We start from the raw sequence: 25,665 nt of genomic DNA on the forward strand, positions 1-25,665 counted from the left end.
AGTTGAAATAATTAGGAGGAATCATGACTGATGAATATTACAGACGTTACGATTATCGGCGGGGGTCCAGCGGGATTATTTGCGAGTTTCTATTCCGGGTTAAGAGGAATGAGTGTTAGAATAGTTGATTTCCAAAATAAATTAGGCGGTAAAATGCACGTCTACCCTGAAAAAGTCATTTGGGATATAGGGGCACTTGCGCCAAAACCTTGTTATGAAGTTATTCAAGATTTAGTTCAACAAGGCTTACATTTCGGTCCAGAAGTGTGCTTAGAAGAAAAAGTTATTGATATTAAAAAAGTTGAAGAACAACATTTTATTATATATACAGAAAAAGGTCATGAGTATCATTCAAAATCTGTCATTATTGCTGTTGGTAGTGGCATTATCAAACCATTAACTTTAGATATTGAAGGTGCTGAGCGTTTTGAATTATCTAATTTAAATTATGTTGTACAGTCAATTCAGAAGTTTAAAGACAAGCATATATTAATTTCGGGAGCGGGAAACTCTGCATTAGACTGGGCTTGTGATTTATCAGAATATGCGAAAAGTGTTACGCTTTGCTACAGAAAAGAAGAAATTTCTGGCCATGAGCATATGAAACAATTATTAGATAAACTTGATATCTCTAAGAAACCAAGTATGGTTATTAAACAACTTAACAGTGACCCTGATAAACCTGTCATTACAGAAGTTGTTTTAGAACATGTTGATACAAAGGAACAAGAAATCATACCTGTTGATGAAGTTATCATTAGTCATGGTTTTGATCGTGAATCAGAATTACTTCATAACGCACAAACTAAAGTTAACTTAGTAAATGAATTCTTTATTGAAGGTTTAGGAAATGCTCAAACTTCAGTACCCGGCATATTCGGTGCTGGGGATATCCTTAAACATGATGCAAAAGTTCATTTGATTGCTTCTTGTTTCAATGATGCTGCAAATGCTGCAAACTTAGCTAAAAGCTATATCGATCCTGAAGCACAAGCAGGTGGTCGCGTATCGAGCCACAACGACGTCTTCAAAGAAAAGAACAAAGAAGTTATTAAAAAATATATCGCACAATCATAATGCGAATCATTTACCTTCCAATCTCTTTAACCTTATAAAAGATTGGGAGGTTTTGTTTTGTTAAAATCGCGAAATTTTTATGTACATATCATACTTGAATAATCCTCTTGAAACTTTTTCAAATAATATTTAACTTCCTCATCTGATAAATCTTGCTCATGATCTACTTCATTAAAAAAGCTTTGTCGCTCAATTTGTACGTGTTTACGTTGTGTCATATCACGATACTTTTTCGGTGTAACACCATAATACAATTTAAAGCAATAAATATAAGACGATACATTATAAAATCCATGTTTTTCTGAAATGTCGATTACTTTTTCTTGTGTATGAATTAAATCATACGTGCTATTTAACAATCTAATGTCCGTTAAATAATCTTTAAAGTTCACACCCATTTGTTCTTTAAATAATTTCGAAAAATATGATTCAGAAATATGATATTTATCGGTGAATGTATTGATCGTTATACGTTCATTATAATGCTCATAAATATAATCTTTAATTTCATCAATTATTGGGTTCATATGCCGATTAACAAGTGGACATTCTTTTGAATAAACCGTCAATCGTTCTCTATAAAATTCTAATATCGTAATAAGTTGCTTCATGATTTTTAAATTGCGATTGTTTTCTTGTATTAAATATAAATCACACAGGCAAATTAAATGGTCTCGTAAAGGGACTAACTTTGTTTGCATACTTACATGCTGATGATATGAAAGTAACTCTGGTATCATCGTTGTTATGATTGACTCATACAGATGAATTTGTACGACGATATTCCCTTCTGATACATCGAGTTTATACCACTCATTATGTTTAACAACAAACGTTTCTCCTTCTTTATATTCTTTACTATGCTCTTTGATCGTGACCATAACACGACCCTTTAATACTACAAAAAAAGAAATACCTATATGATTGCGATATTTAGTAGCAGAATATTTTAGGTATTTGATTTCATATATATTTCTCACAACAAATCTCCTAATTCTTTGATATCTTAATATATTTAATCCAAATTCCAAAAGTAAACATCAAATTACTAATGTAAAAATATTGAATTATAATGACGTTATTATAATTCGAAAACTTAAATCAGTAAATATATAAATTGAAGAAAATCAGATTAAGGTAAATGTTTTAATATTTTGAAAGAATCATACAATTTATTAAGTGAGAATTTATTGAATAGTGTCATTGAATTTCGCGAACGTTTATCATTAAATAGGAAAAGAGACTAAGGTAAAATGCCCTAGTCTCTTTACACTTTATATAATTATGATTTTACAACTTCTTGTCCACGTTTGTTCCAAGTTAAGATGAAACTTAACATTGCTAATACACTAATGATTGTTAATAATAAGAATCCTGAATCCCATCCTAATTTATCAACAGTTAATCCCATAATGATATTAGCCATTACAGCTCCACCTAAATAACCAAACAATCCTGTTAATCCTGCTGCAGTACCTGCTGCTTTTTTAGGTACATAATCTAATGCTTGTAAACCTATCAACATAACAGGTCCGTATATTAAGAAACCGATCGCAACTAATGCGATATTATCTACTAATGGGTTTCCTGCTGGATTTAACCAATATACGATGACAGCGATTGTCACACCTAACATGAATATAAATCCTGCTGGCCCCCTTCTACCCTTGAACACTTTATCCGAAATATAACCACATAATAATGTTCCTGGGATACCTGCCCATTCATATAAGAAGTATGCCCAACCTGATGCATTTAAGTCGAAACCTTTTTCTTCACTTAAATATGTTGGTGCCCAGTCTAACACACCATATCTAACAAAATAAACAAAGATATTTGCGATAGCAATCATCCAAACCCATTTGTTATTCAATACATATTTAAAGAGAATATCTTTTGTTGTAAGCTCTACTTCTAACGTTTTCTGCTCTTTATTAGGGTAATCATTTCGATATTCTTCAATCGGTGGTAATCCCATCGATTGAGGTGTATCCCTAACTAGAACGTATGAAATAATCGCAATAATTAACGCGATAATAGCTGGATATATAAATGCACCTTCAAATCCTTTTAAATAACCAAATGACAATGTTCCTGTAATTGAAATACCAAGCAAGGCAATCGGTGCCATCAACCCGCCACCAACATTATGCGCGACATTCCAAATAGCTGTCTTACCTCCACGTTCACTAACGCTGTACCAATGTACAAGCACTCTTCCAGATGGTGGCCATCCCATACCTTGGAACCAACCATTTAAGAAAAGCATAATAAACATGATAAATACACTAGATGTTAAGACCGGTATAAAACCCATCAATAAATTAACGATTGCCGTTAATACTAAACCTAATGTTAAAAATATTCTTGCGTTACTCCGGTCACTCACTGTACCCATAATAAATTTACTAAAACCGTATGCAATTGAAATAGCTGATAAAGCAAATCCTAATTCCGTCTTACTAAAGCCTTCATCAATTAATGCTGGCATCGCAAGTGAAAAGTTTTTCCTTAATAAATAGTAACCAGCATAACCAAGAAATATCCCTATAAAGACTTGTAGTCTCAATTTCTTATATGTATCATCTACCTGCTCACTTGGCAGAGGATCTATATGTTTCGCTGGTTTCAAGAAATTCGCCATTCTCATACCTCCTCTTATTAATTTTTTGTAAAGAATGTAAAGATTTTGTAAAATGCAATTTATAATTTCATCATATGTATTGCAAACGTTAATGTCAATGCATTTTTATATTTTTATTATTTAATATATTTTATTTTTCAAACTTTTATTTAACACAGGTGTATTAAAATATGTTAGACTTCTACTATGCCAAAAATTATTAATCATAAAGAAAAAAAAGAACAAATTATTCAATATGCTTTTCAGTCAATTGTTGAAAATGGTGCAAAGGGATCTACGGTTAGACAAATTGCTAAACTCGCACAAATGACACCGGGACAAATTAGATATTATTTTCCAAGTCATTCAGAATTACTCAGTGCCGTTATGTCTGAAGTAGAACTAAAGGTAAGAAGGAGAATCGAATCAATACTCACGTCTGATAACCAAGATACAATTGATAAAGTAAAAGCATGTTTACTCGCCGTTTTACCGTTAGATGAAGAAAGATTAGCTGATATGGAAGTATGGATGGCCTTTCGATATGACATCCATGAATACGGACAGAGTACTTTAGATGATGGATTAGATGAACTATGTGTAACGGTATTAACAATTTTAGAACGCGATCACTTATTAAAAAACAACATCAATATACATCTTAATTCAATGAGACTTCACGCATTAATTGATGGATTAGCACTACATAAATTGTTAAATCCAGAACAGACCTCTAATGAAGATATTGAAGCAATTGTATTTGAAGAAATTTCAAAGCTTACAAAATAAAGGAGGATAATCATGAATTTTATTGTGTGGCTCATTATTTTTTGTGAAGTTGCTTTCTGGGTCGTTATATTACTTGGACTCGTCACAAGGTATGTCTTCAGACAGAAAAAGCTTGGGCTCATTTTTCTAGCACTTACACCCGTAATTGATTTGATTCTATTAATTACAACAGCTGTGGATTTAATGAACGGTGCAACTGCCGAAACACCTCACGCTATTGCTGCTGTTTATATATCTGTTTCAATTGTCTTTGGTAAAAGTATGATTCAATGGGCAGATGACCGCTTCAGATATTATGTCATGAAAGAAGGTAACAAGCCTGAGAAACCTAGTGGATTCGCGTATGCTAAACTATATGCGAAAAGTTGGTTTAAACATTTACTCTCTTACATTATAGGGACAGGTATTCTACATTTAATCATTTATTTAATTCATGATAAAAATAGAACAGAAGCTATGGATGGTGTTATTCACATTTGGTCAATAGTGCTCATTATTGATTTAGCTATCACCATCTCGTATTTCATCTGGCCACCCAAAAAGAAACAGACAGAATAGAAAAACCTGAGCCATTTTTTGTGGCTCAGGTTCTTTTTACGTCTATTTATCGTGTTCATCTTCAATGTTACCGACAATATTTTCAAGTATGTCTTCCATCGTAATCATACCTGCTAATTCACTGTGTTCATTATGAACAATTGCGATATGTGCGCGTTGTTTTTTCATTTTATCTAATACATTTTGAATGGCGTCTGCCTCTTTGACGTATATGATTTCATGAATCAATTCAGTTATACCTTGTATGTTGTCTTTCAATAAATCTTTCGCATGTAAATATCCAATAACATTCGTTTTATCATCTTGGTAAACTGGATATCTCGTATAATAGCCATTTTTCACAAATTGAATTGCTTCTTGCTGACTAGCATCACTATTGATCATTGTCATATTGTCTTTAGAAATCATACAATCTTTGACGACAAGTTCATCATAAATAAAGACTTTATTAATATGTTCTAGTTCTGTTGATGAAATTTCCCCGCCTTGGTGACTTTCTTTAATCAACATCTTCAATTCTTCTTCAGAGTGATATAATTCAGACTCTTTCGCAGGCTTCATACCAAATAAGCTCAATATCATTCTTGCTGATCCATTTAAAATAAAAATAAAAGGATATAATAATTTGTAAAACAGTATGATCGGTCTTGCAAAGAATAATGTAACTTGTTCTGCTTTTTGAATTGCGATTGTCTTTGGCGCCATTTCACCTACTACAACGTGTAAATAAGTTGCGATAATAAATGCGCTGACTAATGTTAAGACATGAATAACCGTTTCTGATAATCCAAAGCTACTATAAAGTGGATGCAGAATAAACTCAAATGTTGATTCACCAACCATACCAATTCCAAGTGCTGTAATGGTAATACCTAGCTGACATGCTGCTAAATACTCATCAAGATGTTCGACTACCTTTTTAGCTGGTTGAGCGTTCTTATAATTCTGTTCTGCTAAGTAGTTAATTCTAGATGACCTGACCTTTACAATTGCAAATTCCGTCGCAACAAAGAATCCGGTTAAAGCGAGTAATACAATAAACGTGATTAAACTAATTGTGGTCCCCAATTATTAATTAATTCCTCCATATAATAAAAAATTCCAACCATATTCGGTTGTCTTTTAATTTTACACTATTTCGAATAATTTTTATAATAATATACATTTGAAATTACATGGTTAAAGGACTATACTAGTGTCTGATAAGGAGGGATCTTAAGATGCTACTAAATGTGTCATGTTCTCTACAATTATTCATACCCAACGATCAAAGGAAATAATTTAAAAGAAGGGATTCAATATGAATAATTACATTAAACCATATCAATTCGTTAGTATTAAAGAAAAATCTGAACAGTTATTTAACGTTTATAAATCTGTAAATGATATAAAAACAATCGATACGTTTCAAGCTATAACATACGACCATATTTCACAGCTTTTTGAGGAAAAGCATTCAGAAATAGAAGATTTCACAAAAATCATTATGAATAAAAAGATTTCTCGAGCACAAATTGAGAAATTATTATTTGGACTTAAAAGCTACGTCGTTCCATTTGAACAGCCTTCAAGTAAGCAACTTGAAAAAATCTTTAAAAAGACCAAGAAATTAAAACATCCAGAATGGGATAACATAGACTTAAAAGAGTCTTCATATATAGGTTGGAATGATTCTGGTAAACAAAAGAAATTTATCGTGCTTTATGAAGATGATAAATTGATAGGTGTATCAGGAGACTTATCACCTACCATTAAACCCGGAATCTGTAGTATATGTAAGAAAGAATCCAATGTTTCCATGTTTCTATCAACTACGAAGTCAAAAGGTGATGGAACATATACTAAAAATGGTAATTATATTTGCCATGATAGTGAACATTGTAATCAACAACTCGATCAACTAAACGGATTATATGAGTTTATACACACAGTAAAAACAAAATAATCAATAAGAAAGCTGAGCACATCATCAAATGATGGCTCAGCTTTTCATTTATCGGCCCGAAAATCCCGTTTTCGGGTCGTTATTTTTATTTATCGGCCTGAAAATCCCGTTTTCGGGTCGATATTTTTATTTATCGGTCCATATTTCTCATTTCTGGACCGGTAATTTATTTTATCGGTCCAGAAATTCCCTACTTACCTCTACTACCCTTGCACCTATCTATATCCATCCTTTTTCGATTGCTTTCTGCCATGCGTCAAACCGGTTATCTGCTTCTAATTTATCTATAATTATCGATGTATAATTTCTAATTGTGCCGTCTGATAAATATAACTCTTTTGATATTTCTTTACTGGATAAGCCTTTGCCTATTTCTTTCAATACGAGTTGTTCTTTCGGACTTAATGGATTTCGATCTTTAAACATTGATGTCATTAAAGATTCACTATATTCTTTCTTACCGTCCATCACATTTTTAATTGTTTCGACAAGTTCATCTATTGATCGTTCTTTCAATACGTATGCATCAACATCGTTTGCTACTGCACTCTCAAAGTATCCAGGTCTTTTAAAAGTTGTAACGATGATGACTTTCGTATTTAAATTTGAATCTTTTACTTTTTTCAATACTTCTAATCCTGTCATTTTAGGCATTTCGACATCTAGTATCGCGACATCTGGTTCGTGACTTTGAATACTTTCTAATGCATCTTCTCCATTTGAAAAGTCCCCTAAAATATTTAATTCATCATTCATTTCCATCAATTGAACCATGGCTTTACGTAACATTTCTTGGTCTTCTGCTATAACAATTGATATCATAATGTGTCATCCCCTCTAGGCAATGTGATCGTCATTTTTAATCCTTTATTTAAATTACTTACTTTTAGTTGGCCATTTAATGCATGAACACGATTTTTGATACTCTTAAAATCATCTTCATCAATGTGTTTCATACCTATGCCGTCATCTATGATTACCAATGTTAAATGTTCATTTTCTTCAACGATTTCACCTGTTACTTTTGTAGCCTGTGCATGCTTAATGACATTGTTAACCGCTTCTCTCAAAATCATGGACAGTGCTGATTGTCGAGTTGGACTGAGTGATTGAGCTCTGTCAGCATTGTTAAATTCAAACGATAAGTTTGCATTTTCTAACAATGTTTCCATCGTCTTCACTTCTTCTTCAAAAGATTGCAACTTCAAATCATCTACAATTGCTCTTACTTTAACAAGTGCTTCTTTAGATAATTCATTCACAGACGCCATTTCTTTTTTCGCTTTATCAATATCTTTATCCACTAATTTCATCGCAAGTTCAGATTTAATACTTAAACTCGCAAACACGTGACCTAACGTATCGTGTAAATCTTGTCCGATTCTATTTCTCTCTTGTTCAGCAATTAACGTATTAATATGTTCATTTTTACTTCTAATTTCTTCTTTTAACTGTTCAGATTCTAACGCTTTAAAATTTCCAAACATAATAAATATCATGACAATACTCATAGGTATCATAATAATTAAATAGTCTCTATGATCAACTGCAATAATATAAATAGCGATTATAAACGACACAATATACATTAATACTTCGATAGATTTCATTTTAGTTTGAAAAACATATGGAATAATATAAGCTGCATAGAAAAAGAATAATAAGTGAGAAGCATTAAAAAAGTCTACAAAATAAAATATACCTAAAAAATGAACCGTTAATAGTATTCTTCTAAGCATGCGCCTTTTAGATAAATCTACATAAATCATCATTAAGTAACTTATCGTAAATAGAGCGGTAACCAATATACCGCTCCATAAAGGTCCTCTATGACCAAGTACTGTTAAACTCAATATCGGAAAGATGAGATAAATTAAGTTTGATGAACCTATAGGATTCTCTTTAATTCTTTCTAATAATGTCATTAAACCACTTCCGTCTTTTTACGTATAATCAACGCAATACTTATAAACAGTATACAATAAATTGCCAATATAAGAAGTGAAACAAAGTGTATGCCACCTTGAGTTGTCACAGATAAAGAGAGTTCTCTTAAATTATAAGTAGGTGTTGCATATGATACGTGCTTTAGCCAATCTGGAAACTGATCTGTCGGGAACCAAAGTCCACCCAATACAGCAAGTCCTAAATATATGATATTCGCGATAGCACTAGCTTTTTGGATATCTTTTATTTGAGATATGAGAACGCCCATTGATAAAAACATGCTAGAACCTGCCCATAACATCAATCCTGAGCCAATCCACTCGCCTGCTGACATTTCAACACCTTTATAAAAAGCACCTGTTAAAAATAATGCGATAATGGCTAGACAAAACATGCACATGAGTTTCATTACTTTCCCTGCATAGTAATAACTTGGAGATAAAGGTGTTTTGAATAAATTTTTAGACCATCCAATTTTCTTATCTTCTATCATCTCTAACGGAAATGTCATAATACAGAAACTACTTAAACTGAACGTCGCCATACTAAACATATATTCTTTATAAAATTTAGCTTCGTATTCTTTAGGTAAATCCAATAACGCTGTAAATATTAAATAAAATACTAACGGCAACATAATCGAAAGTATTAAATATGATTTTTTTCTAGTTAACAATAACAATTCAGATTTAAAATACGCCCATAACATATCTCATCAAACCCTTTCTTCATTTTTTGAAAATATCGTATCCATCAATGACTCTTTAATAATTTCTACCTCATTAAAATCAATGCCATAGTCTATAAATGCTTTAATAACAGGATTTACATCTTCAGTCGTAATGATGAGCATATCTTTAGATGCTTCAACTGAAACATTTTTAAGAATATTCACTACTTCTTTTTTAGATAAAGGAATTTGAATCATCGTTTTATTTTCGCTATGACGTATCGCTCTAGGTGTACTATCCATAACAAGCTCACCTTTATTAAGTACAACAACACGGTCAGCCATTCTTTCAACTTCTTCAATATAATGAGAAGTATAAAATATCGTTTTACCTTCTTGTTTCATTTCCTCAATCACTTTCCAGAAATGCTTTCTCATTTCAGTATCCATCGCACTTGTCGGCTCATCCAAAACGACAAAGTCCGGTTTCCCAATAATAGATAATGTAAAATCCAATATTCTGCGTTCGCCACCAGATAATTTTGCAGCAAATTGTTCAAGTTTATCACTATCAAATCGAGTAATTTCTTTAAAAGTTTCTATTGAAATCGTATCTTTATAAAAAGACTTAAAAAGATAAAACAACTCCTTAACTTTCATCACATCCGGAAAAGCCGTCGTTTGAAACAAAATACCCATCCGCTTCTTATCTAATTGTTGATTATCACTAATAATTTGCCCGTCATTAGGATGTCTGTCACCAATAATCATATCAATCAAAGTAGACTTACCAGCACCATTTGGACCAATTAAAGCCGTACATTCACCCTCATTAATTTGAAAAGAAACATCACTCACAACTTTTTTCTGATTATAGATTTTCGTTACATTTTGAACATCAATCACAATCATCACCGTCCTTTATAAGTTATCTATATTATAAAAAATCACACCACCCGTTATAAGTACAAACTGTCACGAATATCATATGACAAATGTCATGAAAGGCATGTAAGACGATATATTATCATATCAATTACCACGAAAACTAAAAAACGCTAAGACAAAATGCTTTGTCTTAGCGTTTTAAATTACTCTATTTTTTCTTACTCATTGCATAATAACTCACAACTAAAATGACTAATGATAATTGTGGTATCAATGTTTCGTATGTTGGATAAAATCCTATGAAGTCTATGAATGGTAAGTGATTAATTGTATGTTGTGGTACTATGTTTAATATTTGTAATGTATGGATACTTACGCCTAATATTTTAAATGCCAATATAAATATGAATAATGACATGATAAAGAATAAGCGATGTATTGGTATCCATTTTGTAATTTGGTTAAAGAAGATTGCGATTAATGCCAGTATGATGGATGCGACGATAATACCTAATATTAATGACCATGTTGAGATTTTCCCAACGATACCTAAATAGAAGATAATCGTCTCTGCACCTTCTCTAAATACGGATAGGAAAGCGACTAACCCAAAAGTAACGATATTTCCTGTAGACATAGCTTTATCCATATTTTTATTGATGAAGTTCTGCCACGAATCTAAACTTGATTTAGAGTGCAACCAGATACCTACGATGATCATTAATATTACAGATCCAATACCTACTAAACCTTCTGTTAATTCTCTTGTTGAACCTAGGTTTTCAAATATCGCTTTAAATATGAAAGCTAACGCAATACTTAATACAATACCGATGACACTACCTGTAATAATCCATTTTGATGCTTTTGTTTGTTCAGATTTACGTGTTACAGTAAGCAACGCCATAATAATGAGCAGTGCTTCTACACCTTCACGTAATAAGATTAAAGCTGCATCCCAAAATGTATAGCTCGTCTTAGAAATGGTTGATTTAATTTCTTGATTGAGCGTTTCTAACTGGCTACCAATGTCATCTTTATTATCTTCATCAAGTTGACCTGCATATTGAGGAATTTTCTGCTCTATTTTAGTGTACAACGCACCATTTCTCGTGCTAATTTCACTCTCAACATTTGGCCATGCAATAATAAATTGTTGTAACGCTTGCTTTGATTTAGCTAAATTATCATTTTTTATATTTTTAATCGCAGTATCTAAATGTTCATTTAAAATGTTAACATCTTGATCACTTGTTTTAGCATCTGATTTTTTTCCTGCATGATAATCATCAAGTTCTTTTTTCAATTGATCAACTTGCATTTGTGCACTATTCGCGTCTACTTTATCTTTCGTTAATTCAATTCTTGTAAACATTAATGCAGTTTCAACTTGGCCATATCTGCCAATATCTTCTTCTCGCACAATTTTTTCATTTTTTGTCCAAGTCGCATTTAATTGATTGTTGATTGTTTTTGCTTTTTCAAAATCTTTATCTGAAATCGCCTTTGTTATATTTTTAATCAATGGCTGCATTTCATTTTGTAACTGATCTCGTTTCTTCTGTTTATCAACAGGATTTAATACTTTTTCATAATCAATTAAATCAGAAGTCAGTGTATTTAACGCACTTTCTCTATCTTTTTGAGACGTTGTTTTTTCAACTTTTTCGATATCTTGATCTATTTTTTTCACAAGTTTATGGTCTTTTTTATTCGTACTTTGCCAATTATCTTTAATCTCTTTGAAATGCTTGTCGAATGCCTTTTCGTCTTTATCTTGTATCGCCGATTTAGCATCTGTCACACTAATATAAATATCGCTTAAGCTTGTTTCTGCTTTAGCAGTCAAAGATAGTAGCATAAATAGTATTGCGACTAAACTAAATACGATTGAATAACGTTTCACCTAAATATCCTCCTTCTTGGACACCTGGTAAACATAGAAAAATACCTGAACCTCGATGTGTAATATATTCATTTAATTTATCAATAGCACCCATTTTACTTTGGATTTTAATAAATTGTTCAGGTGATTTTTGAAATGCTAGGAAGAGTAATCCTGCATCAAAAGCACCTGTATTTGCGTTTATACCATCTGAATATGAAAAAGATCTTCTTAATAAATTTGTTTTAGATGCTTTTGCTAAACTGACATGTGATTCTTTTTCTATCAAGTTCTCGCCATTTTTATCTTTAATATCAGGGTCAAATGTATCAAATTCTTTTTCTTTACCAATTGGCGCACCAGAATGACGGTATCTACCAAATGTGGCTTCTTGTTCACCTAAAGCCGTTCTATCCCATGTTTCTAACAACATTTGAATTCTTCTTGCGACTAAATATGAACCATTTTTAGCCCAACCATCTTGTATAAAGACGTATTCATTCAAATCACTTTTATTTTGGACATTAGGATTACCTGTTCCATCTTTAAAAGAGAATAAATTTCTAGGCGTTTCTTTCTTACCATCTTTTTCTTCAAATGAGTTAAATCCAGCTTGGCTCCACTTCATTGAAACTTCACCTTTAGCCACTCTAATTAAGTTTCTAATGGCATGAAAATTAACTTGCGGATCATCTGAGCATGCTTGAATACAAATGTCTCCACCTGAATAGTCTTCATCAATTTGATCTTTAGGAAAATGCGGTAAATCTTTTAATAAATCTGGTTTATGCTTTTTCAATCCAACTTTCTCAAAGAATGAAGGACTTATACCAAAAGTAAGAGACAGACGACTGGCGTCTAAGCCAATCGTCTCCCCTGTATCTGGACTTGGTAACATTTTGTTTTTACCAAGCTCTTTTACATATTCACCATTCATTAAATGAACACTATAATTTGTCCATACTTTAAACATTTCTTTAACATCTGAAATTGACATTTTATTAATGCTCAGAACGACAAAGTAAATATGTTTTTGTTGTTCTGTCGTGATGCCAGACTGATATTTACCATAGAAATTGATTTTATTTTTTACGCCTGTTTTATCTTTAGCAAAGTATTGAGATGCTAGAAAAGTACCGCCTACACCAGTAGAGCCTATCAGTAATCCCGCACCACCAACACCAGCGAGTTTTAGAAAATCCCTTCTAGCTATATGATTTTCTTTATTAGACATCAATCATCACTCCGTAATAACAGCCATTTGACTTAAAGATTCTCCTAATTTATCAACAGCTTCAGAAAGTTTTTTCGTTTCATCTTTAGATAGTTTCGTATAGTCTTCATATCCACCATCTTTAGTCTTATATTGATCTAATAATTTATTAACATTATCAAATCTTTCTTGAGTTGTATCAGCAAGTTTTTTATCTTTATCTGCTACTTTATCTTTAAATATTTCAAAGATTTTTTCTGCACCTTCGATGTTTGCTTTAAAGTCATATAAATCTGTGTGTGAATAAATTTCTTCTTCACCTGTAATTTTTGAGCTAGATACTTCATTTAATAAGTCGATTGAACCTTGTAACATTAATTTAGGTGTAACATCTACTGTATCTACTTTTGCACGTAACTCTTTAGTGTCTTTTAATAATTGATCAGCAACTGGTGCCATATCTTTAGTTGTATTATCTTCCCATAATGCTTTTTCAATTTTGTGGTAACCTGACCATTCGTCTTCTTTATTTTCTTCTTTCATATCTGCTAAACGTGCATCAATTTTCGGATCTAAATCACCGAAACTTTCAGCAACTGGCTCAGATCTTTCGTAGTACATACGAGCTGTAGGATAAATTTCTTTCGCTTTTTCGATATCGTCTGCTTTAACCGCTTCAACGAATTTTTCAGTATCCGCTAAGAATTTATCTAATTGTTCAGTTGTAAAATCTTTATAAGCTTTTGTTTCTTTTGAGAAATCCGCTTTTTCAGACTTTTTCGTTTCCTTTGTTTCTTTTTTATCTTCATTTTCTTTCTTATCAGCGCTATTCCCACACGCTGTTAAAATTAAAGTACTTGCTAATAAAGTTGTTGCTAACTTTTTCATCATAACACTCCCCATCTAATTGATTATCATTATCATCTTTAATTTATGCCTATAATGTGTAATAGTCAATAAAAATTTTATAGAATTCATCAAAAATACAAATACAAGACTGTACCTATAGTGTTTATGTAATGAAATTTTTCAGACTTCTACTTAATTACTAATTGAGAATGATAATCACTCAACGAACATAAAAAAACATAGGATAAAACGAATTATCCTATGTTCTATAAAAAATTAATCTGTTTCTTGTTCTAGAATTTCTTTAGACTTAGCATCAATTGTAAATTCTGTTGATTCTTTATTACCTTCTTTTAACTCAATAGAATAAACAAGTTTGCCATTATCTTCACTTAGTGACCATTCTTTAATATCACCTTTAGCTTTGTCTTGTGCTACTTTAAGTGCATGTTCAAATTTAGCGACATCTGATAATTTGAATGTTTGATCATTATCATCGCTATCTTCTTGTTCTTTTTCAACATTCGTAACAGATTTATCATCTGCATTTATCAACACTTTATTTTCATTTGTTCCATCAACTAATTCTACTTTATAACTCCACTCGCCTGTTTCTTTTTCAAACGATAAATCTTTCAGTTCACCTTTTGATTCTTTTTGTGCAGCTTTTACAGCATCTTCTGGAGAGACTTTAACGTCATCCCATTTCACTGTATTTTCAGTTGCTTTGTCAGAAGATTGATCATCATCTGTATTTTGATCGTCGTTACTATTTTCTTTAGTTGTTTGTTCTGTTTTTTCATCATTTTGATTATCTTTTTTATCATTGTTATCATCGTCACCATTTCCACATGCTGCTAACACGATACCTGCTGACAATAATAAAGAAAGCATTTTATACTTCATAATCTATTCCTCCTATGCTTCATATTCAGTTAATATATAGACCATCTCAAAATTTTTAAACATTTAGATTTTTAAAATTAGACAAAATACAATTAATTCGTTATGATTAAGAAACAATAAAATAGCTCGTAGTCTTATTAAGAGTAGGCGGAGGGAATTGGCCCGATGAAACCTCAGCAACAGGCGTATGTACTGTGCTAAATCCAACAAGTTTAACTTGAAAGATAAGAAGATTCTCTAAACAGCTCTTCTTAATCTTAAGATGAGCTGTTTTATTGTAACTATCAAATTAGGAGGCAATAAATATGAGAACAAGAGACGATATTTTATCAGAACTATTAGAATTAAAGGCAAATCCACCAAAAAGCTTTTCAGGTTCAATAGCTAAGACCCAGAAGAAGAACGCTTTAATCCAAGAATTATGCAGAGTCGAGAACACAATACTACAACCAACTTCAGATTCTGAACACCACAATGTTCAATTTGGTGACTTTGAAATTAATATTAAAATAACTAAAAAATAAGCATAACGAGTCTAGGACTTAATTCCTAACTCAAATTAAATAACACCTCATTCTACTGATTTATTCAGTATAAATGAGGTGTTATTTTTTATAATCTACGATTTTGTTCATATCTAGTTTATTTTTTCTTCCCTTTGTCTGACACATTAAAAAGTAGTGTCATAAGTACTGCATAAATAAAAGCAGAAATTATATTTTTTAATACCTCATTATCTTTGAAAATTAGTAAATCAATCAGATAATTCAAAATAAAAAATACAACCATAAAATATATAAAATACAAAAACGCCTTCAGAATTAATACCCCTTTCTCTAATTGATAACTATTATCAATTATAAGATAAATTCTATTATTTTCAATAGTGTTAATTTGCAAGTTTTAGGAGGTAATCATTTAAATAAAAAAACAAACTGAACTTTTAAATTTAAGTTCAGTTTGTCTCATGTTTTTCAATTTTATTTCCAATTCTTCGCATCTTCTATAGATTCGCGTCCAATTGTTATGCCTTGTTCATATCCAGCGTCACCTATTTCTTTAATATGTTCTGCTGAATAAATATTGGTTCCTATAATATCTTTGCTTTTCTGATCAGGCGTTATTAATATAACGTTGCTGTGTTCTTTGAGGCTTTCAACTTCTTCATACACTGAAGGTACTAAACCTTGCTTTTGATCAAGTGGCGCTAAAACAATAATATCTTGATAATCAGTCATTAGTTTCGCATTTGTTGACGAAATCATACCGCCATCAATCCAAGAAACACCTTGAAAATCAACATGTGGCCAAATACCAGGTACTGCTCCACTTGCCATAACCGCTTCTGTTAAACTTATACCAGTCTTTTTATTAAATACTGTAAGTTCTCCGGTTTCTGCATTGATAGCTGTAATTTCAAGTTGTTCTGTCCAATCTACATCACCTATTCTTTGACGGACAGAATGTGCTCGTTCATCGTGTGAAACTTTTGAAGGATTTGTATGAATAATATCTCCAAGCTTTTGTCCGATAACACGTTCGTCTGTTTTTCCTTGCACAAATGCATCACGCCATAATTCAAATAATGCTGGATCCAATTGCGCATTATCTGCAGCATCATGATTAATAGCAAGATCCTCATAATAACGCTTCATATTTTGCCCGTTAGCTAAAATAGAACCCACATATGATCCGGCCGAACTCCCTAATATTTTATCGGCGTGGTTTACAAGTATCCCTGAATCCATTAGTCCTGCTAGAACACCAGATTCCCAAGCAATACCTGTTATACCTTCCCCACCTAACACAAGTGCTTTTTCTTGAATCATTTGATACATCTCCATCCATTTATAAAATGCTTTTTACTACGCAAAGCTTTAGTCAATGGTAACTATAACGCTATTTTGCGAAATTATCATTTATTTCACCTTTCTTTTATTATGATTCCATAATGATTTGCATTGCTACAAATTTTGCGATTTGATTCCCATTTGCTGCTGCGTCTATTAGTTGAGATGCCATGAAATCTTTACTTTCTCCTGCTACAAATAACCCTGGTATAGATGATTCACCTAACTCATTAATTTTTATTTTTCCGTTGTCTTCTCTTTCAATATTGAGCGCTTTTAAAAATTCAAAATCAGTATCCCACTTCACACCAATAATTGCACCGCTTCTATTGATACGTTCACCATTTTTAAAGATTACTTCATTAATTTGTCCTTCATGATGTTTAAATTCAGCTACTTCGCTTTCCACTAATGTGATCTGTTTACTTTCAATAAACGCTTTATCTTCTTCAGTTAATAATGAAAAATCACGACTACTTATAACAATATCGTCTGTCCAATTGTTAATCAGCATCGCCATATGTTTCACATGTTCAGGTTGAACAGCTACAAGTAATGGTTGATGTCTCAATTCATATCCATCACACCATGGACAATAAAAGACAGATTTGCCGTAACTTTCTTTTAAACCTTCAATTTCTGGTAATGTTTCTCGCAATCCTGTACATACCATAATTTTTTTAGCTTTATATTGTTGATTGGCTGTTTCAACAATAAAGTTATGCTCTTCTTTCAATATGTTTAACACCGTGTCATTAATACGTGTTACATCATCATATTGATCTACATCGTGTTCTGCTTTAGCTCTCAATTCTTCAGGTCTTACACCGTCTTGTGTTAAAAATGCATGTGAATGCTGTGTCACTTTATTTCTCGCATTATTATTGTCTATCACTAATGTCTTTTTTAAAGCTCTTCCTAACGTGAGTGCACTCGCTAATCCTGCTGGCCCTCCACCTATTACGATACAATCAAACATGGTATTTCCACCTTTCACAACTATTATAGAGTCGTAATATCTATAATTGATAGATAAAAAAAGATTTAACTTACATTAAATCTTTTAAAGTTTTATTTTTCAAAGCTTGCGTCATTTCATCTTCAGCTGAAGTTAATATCGCTTGTATCTTACATTCTGGACCGTGATCAAAGCTATCTTCAAGTGTACTTTGATGACCATCAATTGCAGTAATAATATCATAGACAGTTATGTCTTCCCAATTATTAACTAAGTAATAACCACCTTTAGCACCAGATGCAGATTTTATGACGTTTGCCTTTACTAATTGCGTTAATATTTTAGATAAATATGTTACAGATACATTTAACGTTTCAGATAAACTTTTAACATTGATGGGCTGTTGGTCTCTTTTAGCAATTAAATATGCCAATGCATGCAGCCCATAGTCTGATCCTTTAGAAATCTTCATGTTACACCTCTTAATCATAGATATTACCACTCTATAATAACAACTTTAAACAGAAAGTCTATTATTTAGCTCAAAATATAAAAATGAAGAGACCTTTTTCTTCAAAAAGATCTCTAGCATTATGTTAAAATTCATCAATTTGTTCAAATTGTGACATGTATAAATCTTTGTATTTACCGCCTTTATCCATGAGTTCATCATGACTGCCCATTTCTTGTATTTGACCTTGTTCGATATATACAATTCTATCGACATGTCTAATCGTACTCAATCTATGCGCAATAATCAGTGATGTTCGACCACGTGATAAATTTTTAAATGCTGATTGTATTTTATTTTCAGTTTCAACATCTAAAGCACTCGTAGCTTCATCAAGAATAATAATTGGCGGATTCTTCAAGAACATTCTCGCAATTGAAATACGTTGCTTTTGTCCACCAGATAGTTTTGTACCGCGTTCCCCAACAACAGTATCTAAACCTTCTGGCAATTCATCTACAAACGTTCTTAATTGTGCTTGGTCAACTGCGTAATTAATTTCTTCTTCCGTTGCATTTAAATTACCATAAATAATATTATCTCTTAATGTTCCACCGAAAAGAAATACATCTTGTTGTACAACACCAATTTGTTTTCTTAATGATTCCAACTTATAAGATTTAATGTCTCGATTATTGATTTTAATCTTACCTTGTAACGGATCATAGAACCTTGGTAATAACGAACAAATTGTCGTTTTACCTCCCCCACTCGGTCCTACTAGTGCTACTTTTTCACCTTGTTCAATTTTGATAGATAGCTGATTTAAGATTAATTTCTCTGAATATTTGAATGATACATTTTCATATTCAATTGTATCTGGTTCATCTATAAATTCGATAGCATCGTCATTATCTTTAATTTCTGGTTCCATATTTACGATTTCTTTGAAATTTTTGAACCCAGCAATACCTTTAGGAAACAGTTCAATAACCATATTAATTGACTCTAACGGTTTAAATAATAGATTTGTAATCATAATAAATGCTACAAATCCACCATATGACAATGCTCCATTTAATACAAAATAACTTCCTAAAATCAGTACAAAGATTAACGTTAATTTTTGAGCAATATGACTAATCGACAAGTTCCAAGACATATAAGAATATGCTTTTAATTTTGTCGCTCTAAAATTATCATTGACCTTTTTAAATCTTGCTAATTCGTGACCTTCATTTGTAAATGCTTGTACAAGACGCATACCACCAACATTATCAGCAATAAGCTCATTAAATCTCGAAACATTGCTAAATAAGTTCTTAAAAGCACCTGACATCTTTTGATTAAAGTAAATCGTCAATACAAAAATAATCGGTACAACACAGAACGTAATTAGCGCGAGTTTCACATCGATCGTCAACATAATGACAAATGAACCGACAAGCGTCATCACAGCTACAAAGACATCTTCAGGTCCATGGTGAGCAACTTCTCCAATATCCATTAAATCGTTCGTTAATCGTCCAATGATTTTACCTGATTTTTGGTTATCAAAGAATCCAAAATTCATTTTTTGAATATGCTCATAAAGCTCATTACGAATATCTCTTTCAATATTAGTCCCCAGTTTATGCCCCCAATACGTCACGATGAATTTCAATACAGATTCAACAACGTATATGAATAATAAAAGAAAAACAAAAATCACAATCCAACTCCAATTCTTAGTTGGCAATAGCTGATCTATAAATATACTTGTAATAAGTGGAAACACCAATTCGAGAATACCTACGAAAACAGCCGAACCAAAATCTAAGAAAAACAATCCTTTATAGGGTTTATAATATTGGAAGAATTCTTTCATAACGGACCTCCTAAATAAATTACGACCAAATTTAATTATACTATAGAATTATATTTTTTCTGCACTTTTTAAGAATTTATTTAAAATTGTTTTTGTATCCGAAATAAAATGGATGATGAAATGGTGCGTGGCGTGGTGGATTTTCGGGTCGATAATTTATTTTATCGGCCTGCAAATCCTGTTTTCGGGTCGATAATTTATTTTATCGGCCTGTAAATCTCGTTTTCGGGTCGATAATTATTTTTATCGGCCTGCAAATCCTGTTTTCGGGTCGATAATTTATTTTATCGGCCTGTAAATCCTGTTTTCGGGTCGATAATTTATTTTATCGGCCTGTAAATCTCGTTTTCGGGTCGTTATTTTTATTTATCGGCCTGCAAATCCTGTTTTCGGGTCGATAAATTTTTTTATCGGCCTGTAAATCCCATTTTCGGGTCGATATTTTTATTTATCGGCCTGTAAATCCTGTTTTCGGGTCGATAATTTATTTTATCGGTCCATATTTCTCGTTTATGGACCGGTAAATTTTTTTATCGGTCCAGAAATTACCCAATACAAAAAGGAAAGAGGCAACGCCACCATAGCGTTGCCTCTACATCTCAAACTTCTATATTAATGCGTCGTTTCCTTTTTCTTGTTCTACTAATTTTTTATCATATATCTTAATAAATGGGAACCAGATTAAGAATGCTACAAATCCACAAATTAATGAAACAAGTACTGCCATAAGACTTCCTGCTGTTCCAATAAATGCCCCAAATCCAATTGGTGATGGCCATGGTACTTGTGCAATAATTGGTTTCACGAGTTCTAATTTAATTGTCCAATACCCTATTGAAGCTGATACCATTGGTGCTAGGAAAAATGGAATGGCTAAGAATGGGTTATAAACAATTGGTAATCCAAATACAAGTGGTTCATTAATGTTAAATAATCCTGGTGCTAATGATGCTTTTCCTAATACACGTAGTTGCTCTGATTTTGCTAAAAATGCGATAAACACACATAGTCCTAATGTCGCACCTGATCCACCCATAACAACGAATGAGTTCTGGAATTCACCAGCAAATGGAATATTTGCCCCTTCAATATTTAATTGCATGTTTGATAAAACAATTGGTGTAATAAAAGCACTGATAATATTTGCGCCATGTATACCTACAATCCAAAGTGCATGAATTAAGAAGTAAATCACGAGTATACCAATCCAACTACTTGTTAAGTTAACAACAAATCCAAATGGCACAGCAATAATTTTGAAAATATCCGTATCAAAAGCTACTAATATTCCTGTAAATGCCAGTATAACGAAAGCAACTAAGAATGCTGGAATTAATGCTGTAAATGATCTTGAAACCCCTTCTGGTACCGCTTCTGGCATTTTTATAATCCATTGACGTTTTACACACAGTCTATATAATTGAACGGCTATGATAGACATGATAATTGCAGTGAATATCCCGGTCGTACCTAGCCTACTGACACCATCACCAGACATTTCCCAACCATTAAAAATATTGACATCTTTTTTCATGATATTAACTAAGACCATTTTACCATCATCCATTACTAATTGTGGAATGGCCATAAAGTAAGCAAACATAGATAATAATGCACCGTTAAGTGGGTTAACATCTAAGTCTTCTTCCTCTGCATAAATTTTAGTATATTCATAACCAATGACTAAACAGAAATACAAGGCTAGTATCCCCATCGTTGCTTTATTGGCTAACATGTACAAATCACCAATTTTTAAAAATGTACTATTCCAAAATCCTTCTAAAAACGTAAAAGTCTGTGGAATAACGTTTAACACTAAAAACATTGATCCTACAATTGTAAAAGGTATACACGCCATACCAGCTGCCATAATCGCTCTTACAATTCTAAATGAAGCAATTTTCCCCATTGGACCCATTAAATACTTCTCTAAAAAAGCAAAAACTTTGTTTTCTGATCCCATTTCAAGACCCCTTTTCTTTGATTAGTTCATTGCATTTTCAAATCTTTGTAGTCGTTTATAATGCCAATCTTTATCGTGTCGAATATTGTGTAATCTAAATAAGATGAATCCGCTGATGCATAAGCCACATACCAGTATGCCAACTACGAAAAGTCGAGACGCTGATTGATCCACAATAAATGGATATAAATATTGGAATAAAGGTGTGAATAATATAATGGGTATAAGCAATAGATTGATTGTGCTTATACTTAAAAAGCAGTAATAAGTATACTTCGCTTGATTCGAATGATTACCATACATTCTGACTTGTTCTGCAACACTGATCAAAATCACAATCATCAACACAAGTGGCAGTATCAATGCTAAAGAGCGACTCATCACAAGTGTAAAAAACCAATATAAATTAGAAAAGAAGAACAAAGCAGACATATATCTCACTAATAAAAATCGATTAAAATACATAGCTTTGAGACTTGTTTCTCTTCTATTTTTTTCAATTTTATTTTTCGTTTCTTGATCCATTTTTATCCCTCATTTATACTGCATCATTTACTTTTTGATACAAATGCAACATCTCAATTGCGACTTCTTTTAACGTCATCGTTGTCATGAGATGATCTTGTGCATGAACCATAATAATTTCCATATTAATAGACTCACCTGATGCATATTTTTGTAGTAAATCCGTTTGAGATTGATGCGCTAACGTTATCTCTTGGTTTGCTTCATCTAATAGTTGTTCCGCTTCTTCATAGTTGTTTTCACGCATCTTTTTAAAAGCATCATGTATATTTGTACGCGCTGTACCACTATGTAAAATAATTTCAAAAGCAACAACTTGAATTTCTTCTTGTTCCATAGACTAACTCCCTTTACTTGTGATATTGACCAATCATATAATTTTTAAAGCTGTTATAATCCTTACAATTCATCAGTTCAGAAATTTTGTCATCTGAATCTATGAGGTTCACGATAATATCGATGATCGTTTTGAGCTCATTGTCGTTATATTTTGAAGGTGATAACATAATGATTAGCTTAATATTCGGAAACTGTTCGTTCCAATACACCCCGCCAGGCACAAGTGCTACCGCTATACTTGAATAATCTCCAACTGGTTGTGCTGTATGTGGAACAGCTACTTCATCACTGAATACAACTGTACTCAACTCTTCTCTATACCGAAGTTGTCGTTTCAACTTCTCTTCAAAACACGGTTCTTCTTTAATACTTAATTGCTTGATCAAAAGCTGATACAGCTGATGTTTAGTGATTGGTTCTTCAATATAATTAAATGCATGTTCACTGCAATATTGACTAAAGAAAGAACTATATTGTTCAAGTGCCATATTCTCTTCTAACACATGGTTATATGAAAATTTTGAATCATGATGATGAATAAATGTATTAATTTTCTTAATATCTTGATCATTGAGTAATACATTCACTTGTATGACAGGCACTTTAAATACGATGGTTGATAAATCAATAGATGAAATAATCAAATCAATATTTTCTAATTTTTCGTCTGTTATTTCATAGTAGCTAATCACATCAATGATATTCATCTGTATACAAAATTCTCTTTCTACTCGAACCTTTAACATCTGTGCACTACCATAACCCGTTGCACAAATAACGAGGACATTTAACTTTTCTCTTTGGTAATATTTTTCAATAGCTGCAAGTAAATGTAATGTTAAATACGCCCATTCTCCTTCACTGACATCTTGGTCTTTTAACTCTTCTAATTCACCAAAATAATTTTTAGTCATCGTAAGTGAAGCTTCATTTTGTGATTTAATGTCATTCAAAATTGGATTTTCCAAGTGAATATTATTGCGAATTCGTTTAATCAACGGCTGTAAGTGAGTCACTAGTCCATACAATAATTGACTGTCTGACGACATTGGAAATCCAAAATCCGCTTCTATTATTCCTAATATTTGAGATACGCGATGAGATAAATCACTCTCTTCATCGCTTTCTTGTTGTTTTGAACCTTTGCTCATAATATGCAAACTAATATACTTCGCTTCTTCTTCTGGAAACGATATTTGATAAATACGTTCAACACGGTTTAAAATTTTTCTCGCGACTGACAATTCATTTTCTGTTAATACCTCTTCATTTGAAGCAATTGTTTTTAAACAATGCCCATCTAACAGTCTTCTTATCATCAGTCCTAAATGTAGTACAAGATTTTGGAGTATATAATCTGATAAATATACTTTAGATTCTCTCGTTTCATCTACAACAATAATTGCCAACTCTTCCATATTAATTTGCTGCAAAAGTGGCGTATCTTGAAAATATTTATTAATAGAATGAAAGAAACTATTTCCTAAGAAATAATCCATGATAAAATGGCGTTTATCTCGTTCATCTCCATCAATTCCGATACCATGTTGCTGTTTGCTTACAAGTTCTAAATCATATTGCGCAATCATCTTTTTTATATTTGCGATATCGTGAGATATTGTGGATCTCGAGATAAATAATTGTTCGCTTAATTGCTCAATCGTAATAGCTGTCTTATTAAAAAGTAATAAATTCAAAATATAATATTGTCTATCTTTTGAATCATTAATACTTTCTTGATTCACAGATTTAGTGCTCAAATATCTTTTTAAAAAATTTTCAAATTCAATCATTAAATTGATTTTGAGTTGATAACCATACCCTTGTTTAGCAATTAAAGTTGCTCCATTTTTTTCAATTTCAGGTTTAAGGGTTTTGATATATTTTCGAATCGTTCTATCTGAGAGTTGCAAGATCGTTGCAATTTCTGAGCTTTTGACAAATTCATTACGTCGCTGTGATAAATAACTGAGTATATCTATTTCTCTTTGACTAAGCATAAGCTTCCCTCATTTCATAGAGAATATTATACTGATTATTCTATGTCTTGCAAAATTACACTCGCCAATTTTTCAATGCCCATTGGAATCGGAACATATGCTTGTGGTGGGATATTCACAACTGGTTTATTAACTCTATCGCCAGCTTCTTTTAATTTTTTAAAATACATTTTAGTTTGTGGACTCACTAAATATAAATCGAAAGATTGTTTTTCAATCATTTTTCCGCCTTCATTTGCTGAAACGGCATCAACTTCAATGTCATGTCCTTGTTCTTGTAAATAACTCGTTGTTTTTTTAGCCATTAGTGATGATGACATACCTGCTGCACATATAATTAACGCTTTTTTCATAATAAAAAC

25 protein-coding genes and 1 riboswitch are annotated in these 25,665 nt (G+C 32.0%); of the genes, 5 read left to right on the forward strand and 20 right to left on the reverse strand.

The features are described 5' to 3' along the window. Nucleotides 1–36: 36 nt before the first annotated feature. Nucleotides 37–1,077: an NAD(P)/FAD-dependent oxidoreductase gene (locus LQ622_RS06980; RefSeq protein ID WP_159315941.1), complete on the forward strand. Its 1,041-nt coding sequence runs from the start codon at nt 37–39 to the stop codon at nt 1,075–1,077. A gap of 77 nt (nt 1,078–1,154) precedes the next feature. Here LQ622_RS06980 and LQ622_RS15150 read toward each other — a convergent pair whose 3' ends face one another. Both LQ622_RS15150 and glpT read right to left on the reverse strand, forming a co-directional pair. Beyond that, nucleotides 1,155–2,057 (reverse strand): helix-turn-helix transcriptional regulator, encoded by a 903-nt coding sequence (locus tag LQ622_RS15150; protein WP_191836278.1) that lies wholly within the window; start codon nt 2,055–2,057, stop codon nt 1,155–1,157. A 302-nt stretch (nt 2,058–2,359) separates the two neighbouring features. Next, entirely contained in the window at nt 2,360–3,721 is a 1,362-nt protein-coding gene (gene glpT, locus LQ622_RS06990) for a glycerol-3-phosphate transporter (protein ID WP_037589310.1), read from the reverse strand. 186 nt (nt 3,722–3,907) lie between these two features. Between glpT and LQ622_RS06995 the strand changes: the two genes are divergently transcribed. Together LQ622_RS06995 and LQ622_RS07000 are read left to right on the forward strand one after the other, a co-directional pair. Beyond that, on the forward strand, nt 3,908–4,489 hold the full coding sequence (locus tag LQ622_RS06995; RefSeq protein WP_159315832.1) for a TetR/AcrR family transcriptional regulator: 582 nt from the start codon (nt 3,908–3,910) through the stop codon (nt 4,487–4,489). Nucleotides 4,490–4,501: 12 nt separating this feature from the next. Continuing rightward, entirely contained in the window at nt 4,502–5,047 is a 546-nt protein-coding gene (locus LQ622_RS07000; protein ID WP_196308379.1) for a hypothetical protein, read from the forward strand. A 42-nt stretch (nt 5,048–5,089) separates the two neighbouring features. Here LQ622_RS07000 and LQ622_RS07005 read toward each other — a convergent pair whose 3' ends face one another. Beyond that, nucleotides 5,090–6,115 (reverse strand): hemolysin family protein, encoded by a 1,026-nt coding sequence (locus tag LQ622_RS07005; protein ID WP_159315833.1) that lies wholly within the window; start codon nt 6,113–6,115, stop codon nt 5,090–5,092. 232 nt (nt 6,116–6,347) lie between these two features. Here LQ622_RS07005 and LQ622_RS07010 point away from each other — a divergent pair, with 232 nt between their 5' ends. Further along, nucleotides 6,348–6,992, forward strand: coding sequence for a FusB/FusC family EF-G-binding protein (locus LQ622_RS07010; protein ID WP_159315834.1), 645 nt, complete (start codon nt 6,348–6,350; stop codon nt 6,990–6,992). 219 nt (nt 6,993–7,211) lie between these two features. On the opposite strand, the gene LQ622_RS07015 is transcribed toward LQ622_RS07010, so the two are convergent. The 8 genes from LQ622_RS07015 to LQ622_RS07050 all read right to left on the reverse strand — a co-directional run bounded on the left by LQ622_RS07015 (nt 7,212) and on the right by LQ622_RS07050 (nt 15,350). Further along, nucleotides 7,212–7,814, reverse strand: coding sequence for a response regulator transcription factor (locus tag LQ622_RS07015; protein WP_191836276.1), 603 nt, complete (start codon nt 7,812–7,814; stop codon nt 7,212–7,214). After that, on the reverse strand, nt 7,811–8,917 hold the full coding sequence (locus LQ622_RS07020) for a sensor histidine kinase (RefSeq protein WP_239774842.1): 1,107 nt from the start codon (nt 8,915–8,917) through the stop codon (nt 7,811–7,813). The genes LQ622_RS07015 and LQ622_RS07020 overlap by 4 nt, the downstream gene beginning before the upstream one ends. Continuing rightward, nucleotides 8,917–9,648, reverse strand: coding sequence for an ABC transporter permease (locus LQ622_RS07025; protein WP_239774844.1), 732 nt, complete (start codon nt 9,646–9,648; stop codon nt 8,917–8,919). The genes LQ622_RS07020 and LQ622_RS07025 overlap by 1 nt, the downstream gene beginning before the upstream one ends. Before the next feature lie 6 nt (nt 9,649–9,654). Further along, a complete protein-coding gene (locus LQ622_RS07030; protein WP_239774846.1) occupies nt 9,655–10,515 on the reverse strand; it encodes an ABC transporter ATP-binding protein in 861 nt (286 codons plus the stop codon). A 190-nt stretch (nt 10,516–10,705) separates the two neighbouring features. Continuing rightward, nucleotides 10,706–12,403, reverse strand: a complete 1,698-nt coding sequence (locus tag LQ622_RS07035) for an FTR1 family iron permease (RefSeq protein ID WP_239774848.1) — start codon at nt 12,401–12,403, stop codon at nt 10,706–10,708. Further along, complete coding sequence (gene efeB / locus LQ622_RS07040) at nt 12,378–13,616, reverse strand: iron uptake transporter deferrochelatase/peroxidase subunit (RefSeq protein WP_037589319.1); 1,239 nt, start codon at nt 13,614–13,616, stop codon at nt 12,378–12,380. Before efeB ends, LQ622_RS07035 begins: the two co-directional genes overlap by 26 nt. A gap of 6 nt (nt 13,617–13,622) precedes the next feature. Then, the gene (gene efeO, locus LQ622_RS07045) at nt 13,623–14,483 is read right to left on the reverse strand and encodes an iron uptake system protein EfeO (RefSeq protein WP_037589373.1); all 861 of its coding nucleotides are present in this window, start codon (nt 14,481–14,483) and stop codon (nt 13,623–13,625) included. 237 nt (nt 14,484–14,720) lie between these two features. Continuing rightward, complete coding sequence (locus tag LQ622_RS07050) at nt 14,721–15,350, reverse strand: PepSY domain-containing protein (RefSeq protein ID WP_239762137.1); 630 nt, start codon at nt 15,348–15,350, stop codon at nt 14,721–14,723. A gap of 131 nt (nt 15,351–15,481) precedes the next feature. Continuing rightward, nucleotides 15,482–15,581, forward strand: a riboswitch (SAM riboswitch). 74 nt (nt 15,582–15,655) lie between these two features. Here LQ622_RS07050 and LQ622_RS07055 point away from each other — a divergent pair. Continuing rightward, on the forward strand, nt 15,656–15,874 hold the full coding sequence (locus LQ622_RS07055; RefSeq protein WP_037589321.1) for a hypothetical protein: 219 nt from the start codon (nt 15,656–15,658) through the stop codon (nt 15,872–15,874). Nucleotides 15,875–16,330: 456 nt separating this feature from the next. Here LQ622_RS07055 and LQ622_RS07060 read toward each other — a convergent pair whose 3' ends face one another. The 9 genes from LQ622_RS07060 to LQ622_RS07100 form a co-directional block, all read right to left on the reverse strand. Then, nucleotides 16,331–17,179 carry a patatin-like phospholipase family protein gene (locus tag LQ622_RS07060; protein ID WP_239774850.1) on the reverse strand — a complete coding sequence of 283 codons (849 nt, stop codon included), beginning with the start codon at nt 17,177–17,179 and terminating at the stop codon, nt 16,331–16,333. Between the two features lie 109 nt (nt 17,180–17,288). Beyond that, nucleotides 17,289–18,179 carry an NAD(P)/FAD-dependent oxidoreductase gene (locus LQ622_RS07065; protein WP_239762134.1) on the reverse strand — a complete coding sequence of 297 codons (891 nt, stop codon included), beginning with the start codon at nt 18,177–18,179 and terminating at the stop codon, nt 17,289–17,291. 70 nt (nt 18,180–18,249) lie between these two features. Beyond that, nucleotides 18,250–18,630: an RrF2 family transcriptional regulator gene (locus LQ622_RS07070; protein ID WP_037589324.1), complete on the reverse strand. Its 381-nt coding sequence runs from the start codon at nt 18,628–18,630 to the stop codon at nt 18,250–18,252. A 124-nt stretch (nt 18,631–18,754) separates the two neighbouring features. Next, nucleotides 18,755–20,476, reverse strand: coding sequence for an ABC transporter ATP-binding protein (locus LQ622_RS07075; protein WP_126477845.1), 1,722 nt, complete (start codon nt 20,474–20,476; stop codon nt 18,755–18,757). Between the two features lie 607 nt (nt 20,477–21,083). Continuing rightward, a complete protein-coding gene (gene celB / locus LQ622_RS07080) occupies nt 21,084–22,439 on the reverse strand; it encodes a PTS cellobiose transporter subunit IIC (RefSeq protein WP_037589326.1) in 1,356 nt (451 codons plus the stop codon). Nucleotides 22,440–22,460: 21 nt separating this feature from the next. Next, nucleotides 22,461–22,964, reverse strand: a complete 504-nt coding sequence (locus LQ622_RS07085) for a hypothetical protein (RefSeq protein WP_103361770.1) — start codon at nt 22,962–22,964, stop codon at nt 22,461–22,463. Nucleotides 22,965–22,977: 13 nt separating this feature from the next. Beyond that, nucleotides 22,978–23,301 carry a PTS cellobiose transporter subunit IIA gene (locus LQ622_RS07090; protein ID WP_037589328.1) on the reverse strand — a complete coding sequence of 108 codons (324 nt, stop codon included), beginning with the start codon at nt 23,299–23,301 and terminating at the stop codon, nt 22,978–22,980. 13 nt (nt 23,302–23,314) lie between these two features. Then, nucleotides 23,315–25,303: a BglG family transcription antiterminator gene (locus tag LQ622_RS07095; protein WP_239763448.1), complete on the reverse strand. Its 1,989-nt coding sequence runs from the start codon at nt 25,301–25,303 to the stop codon at nt 23,315–23,317. Between the two features lie 35 nt (nt 25,304–25,338). Further along, a complete protein-coding gene (locus LQ622_RS07100) occupies nt 25,339–25,656 on the reverse strand; it encodes a PTS cellobiose transporter subunit IIB (protein WP_103361768.1) in 318 nt (105 codons plus the stop codon). Nucleotides 25,657–25,665: the final 9 nt, after the last annotated feature.

It is taken from the genome of Mammaliicoccus sp. N-M50, from assembly GCF_022386995.1.
GTDB classification, from domain to species: Bacteria; Bacillota; Bacilli; order Staphylococcales; family Staphylococcaceae; genus Mammaliicoccus; species Mammaliicoccus sciuri_A.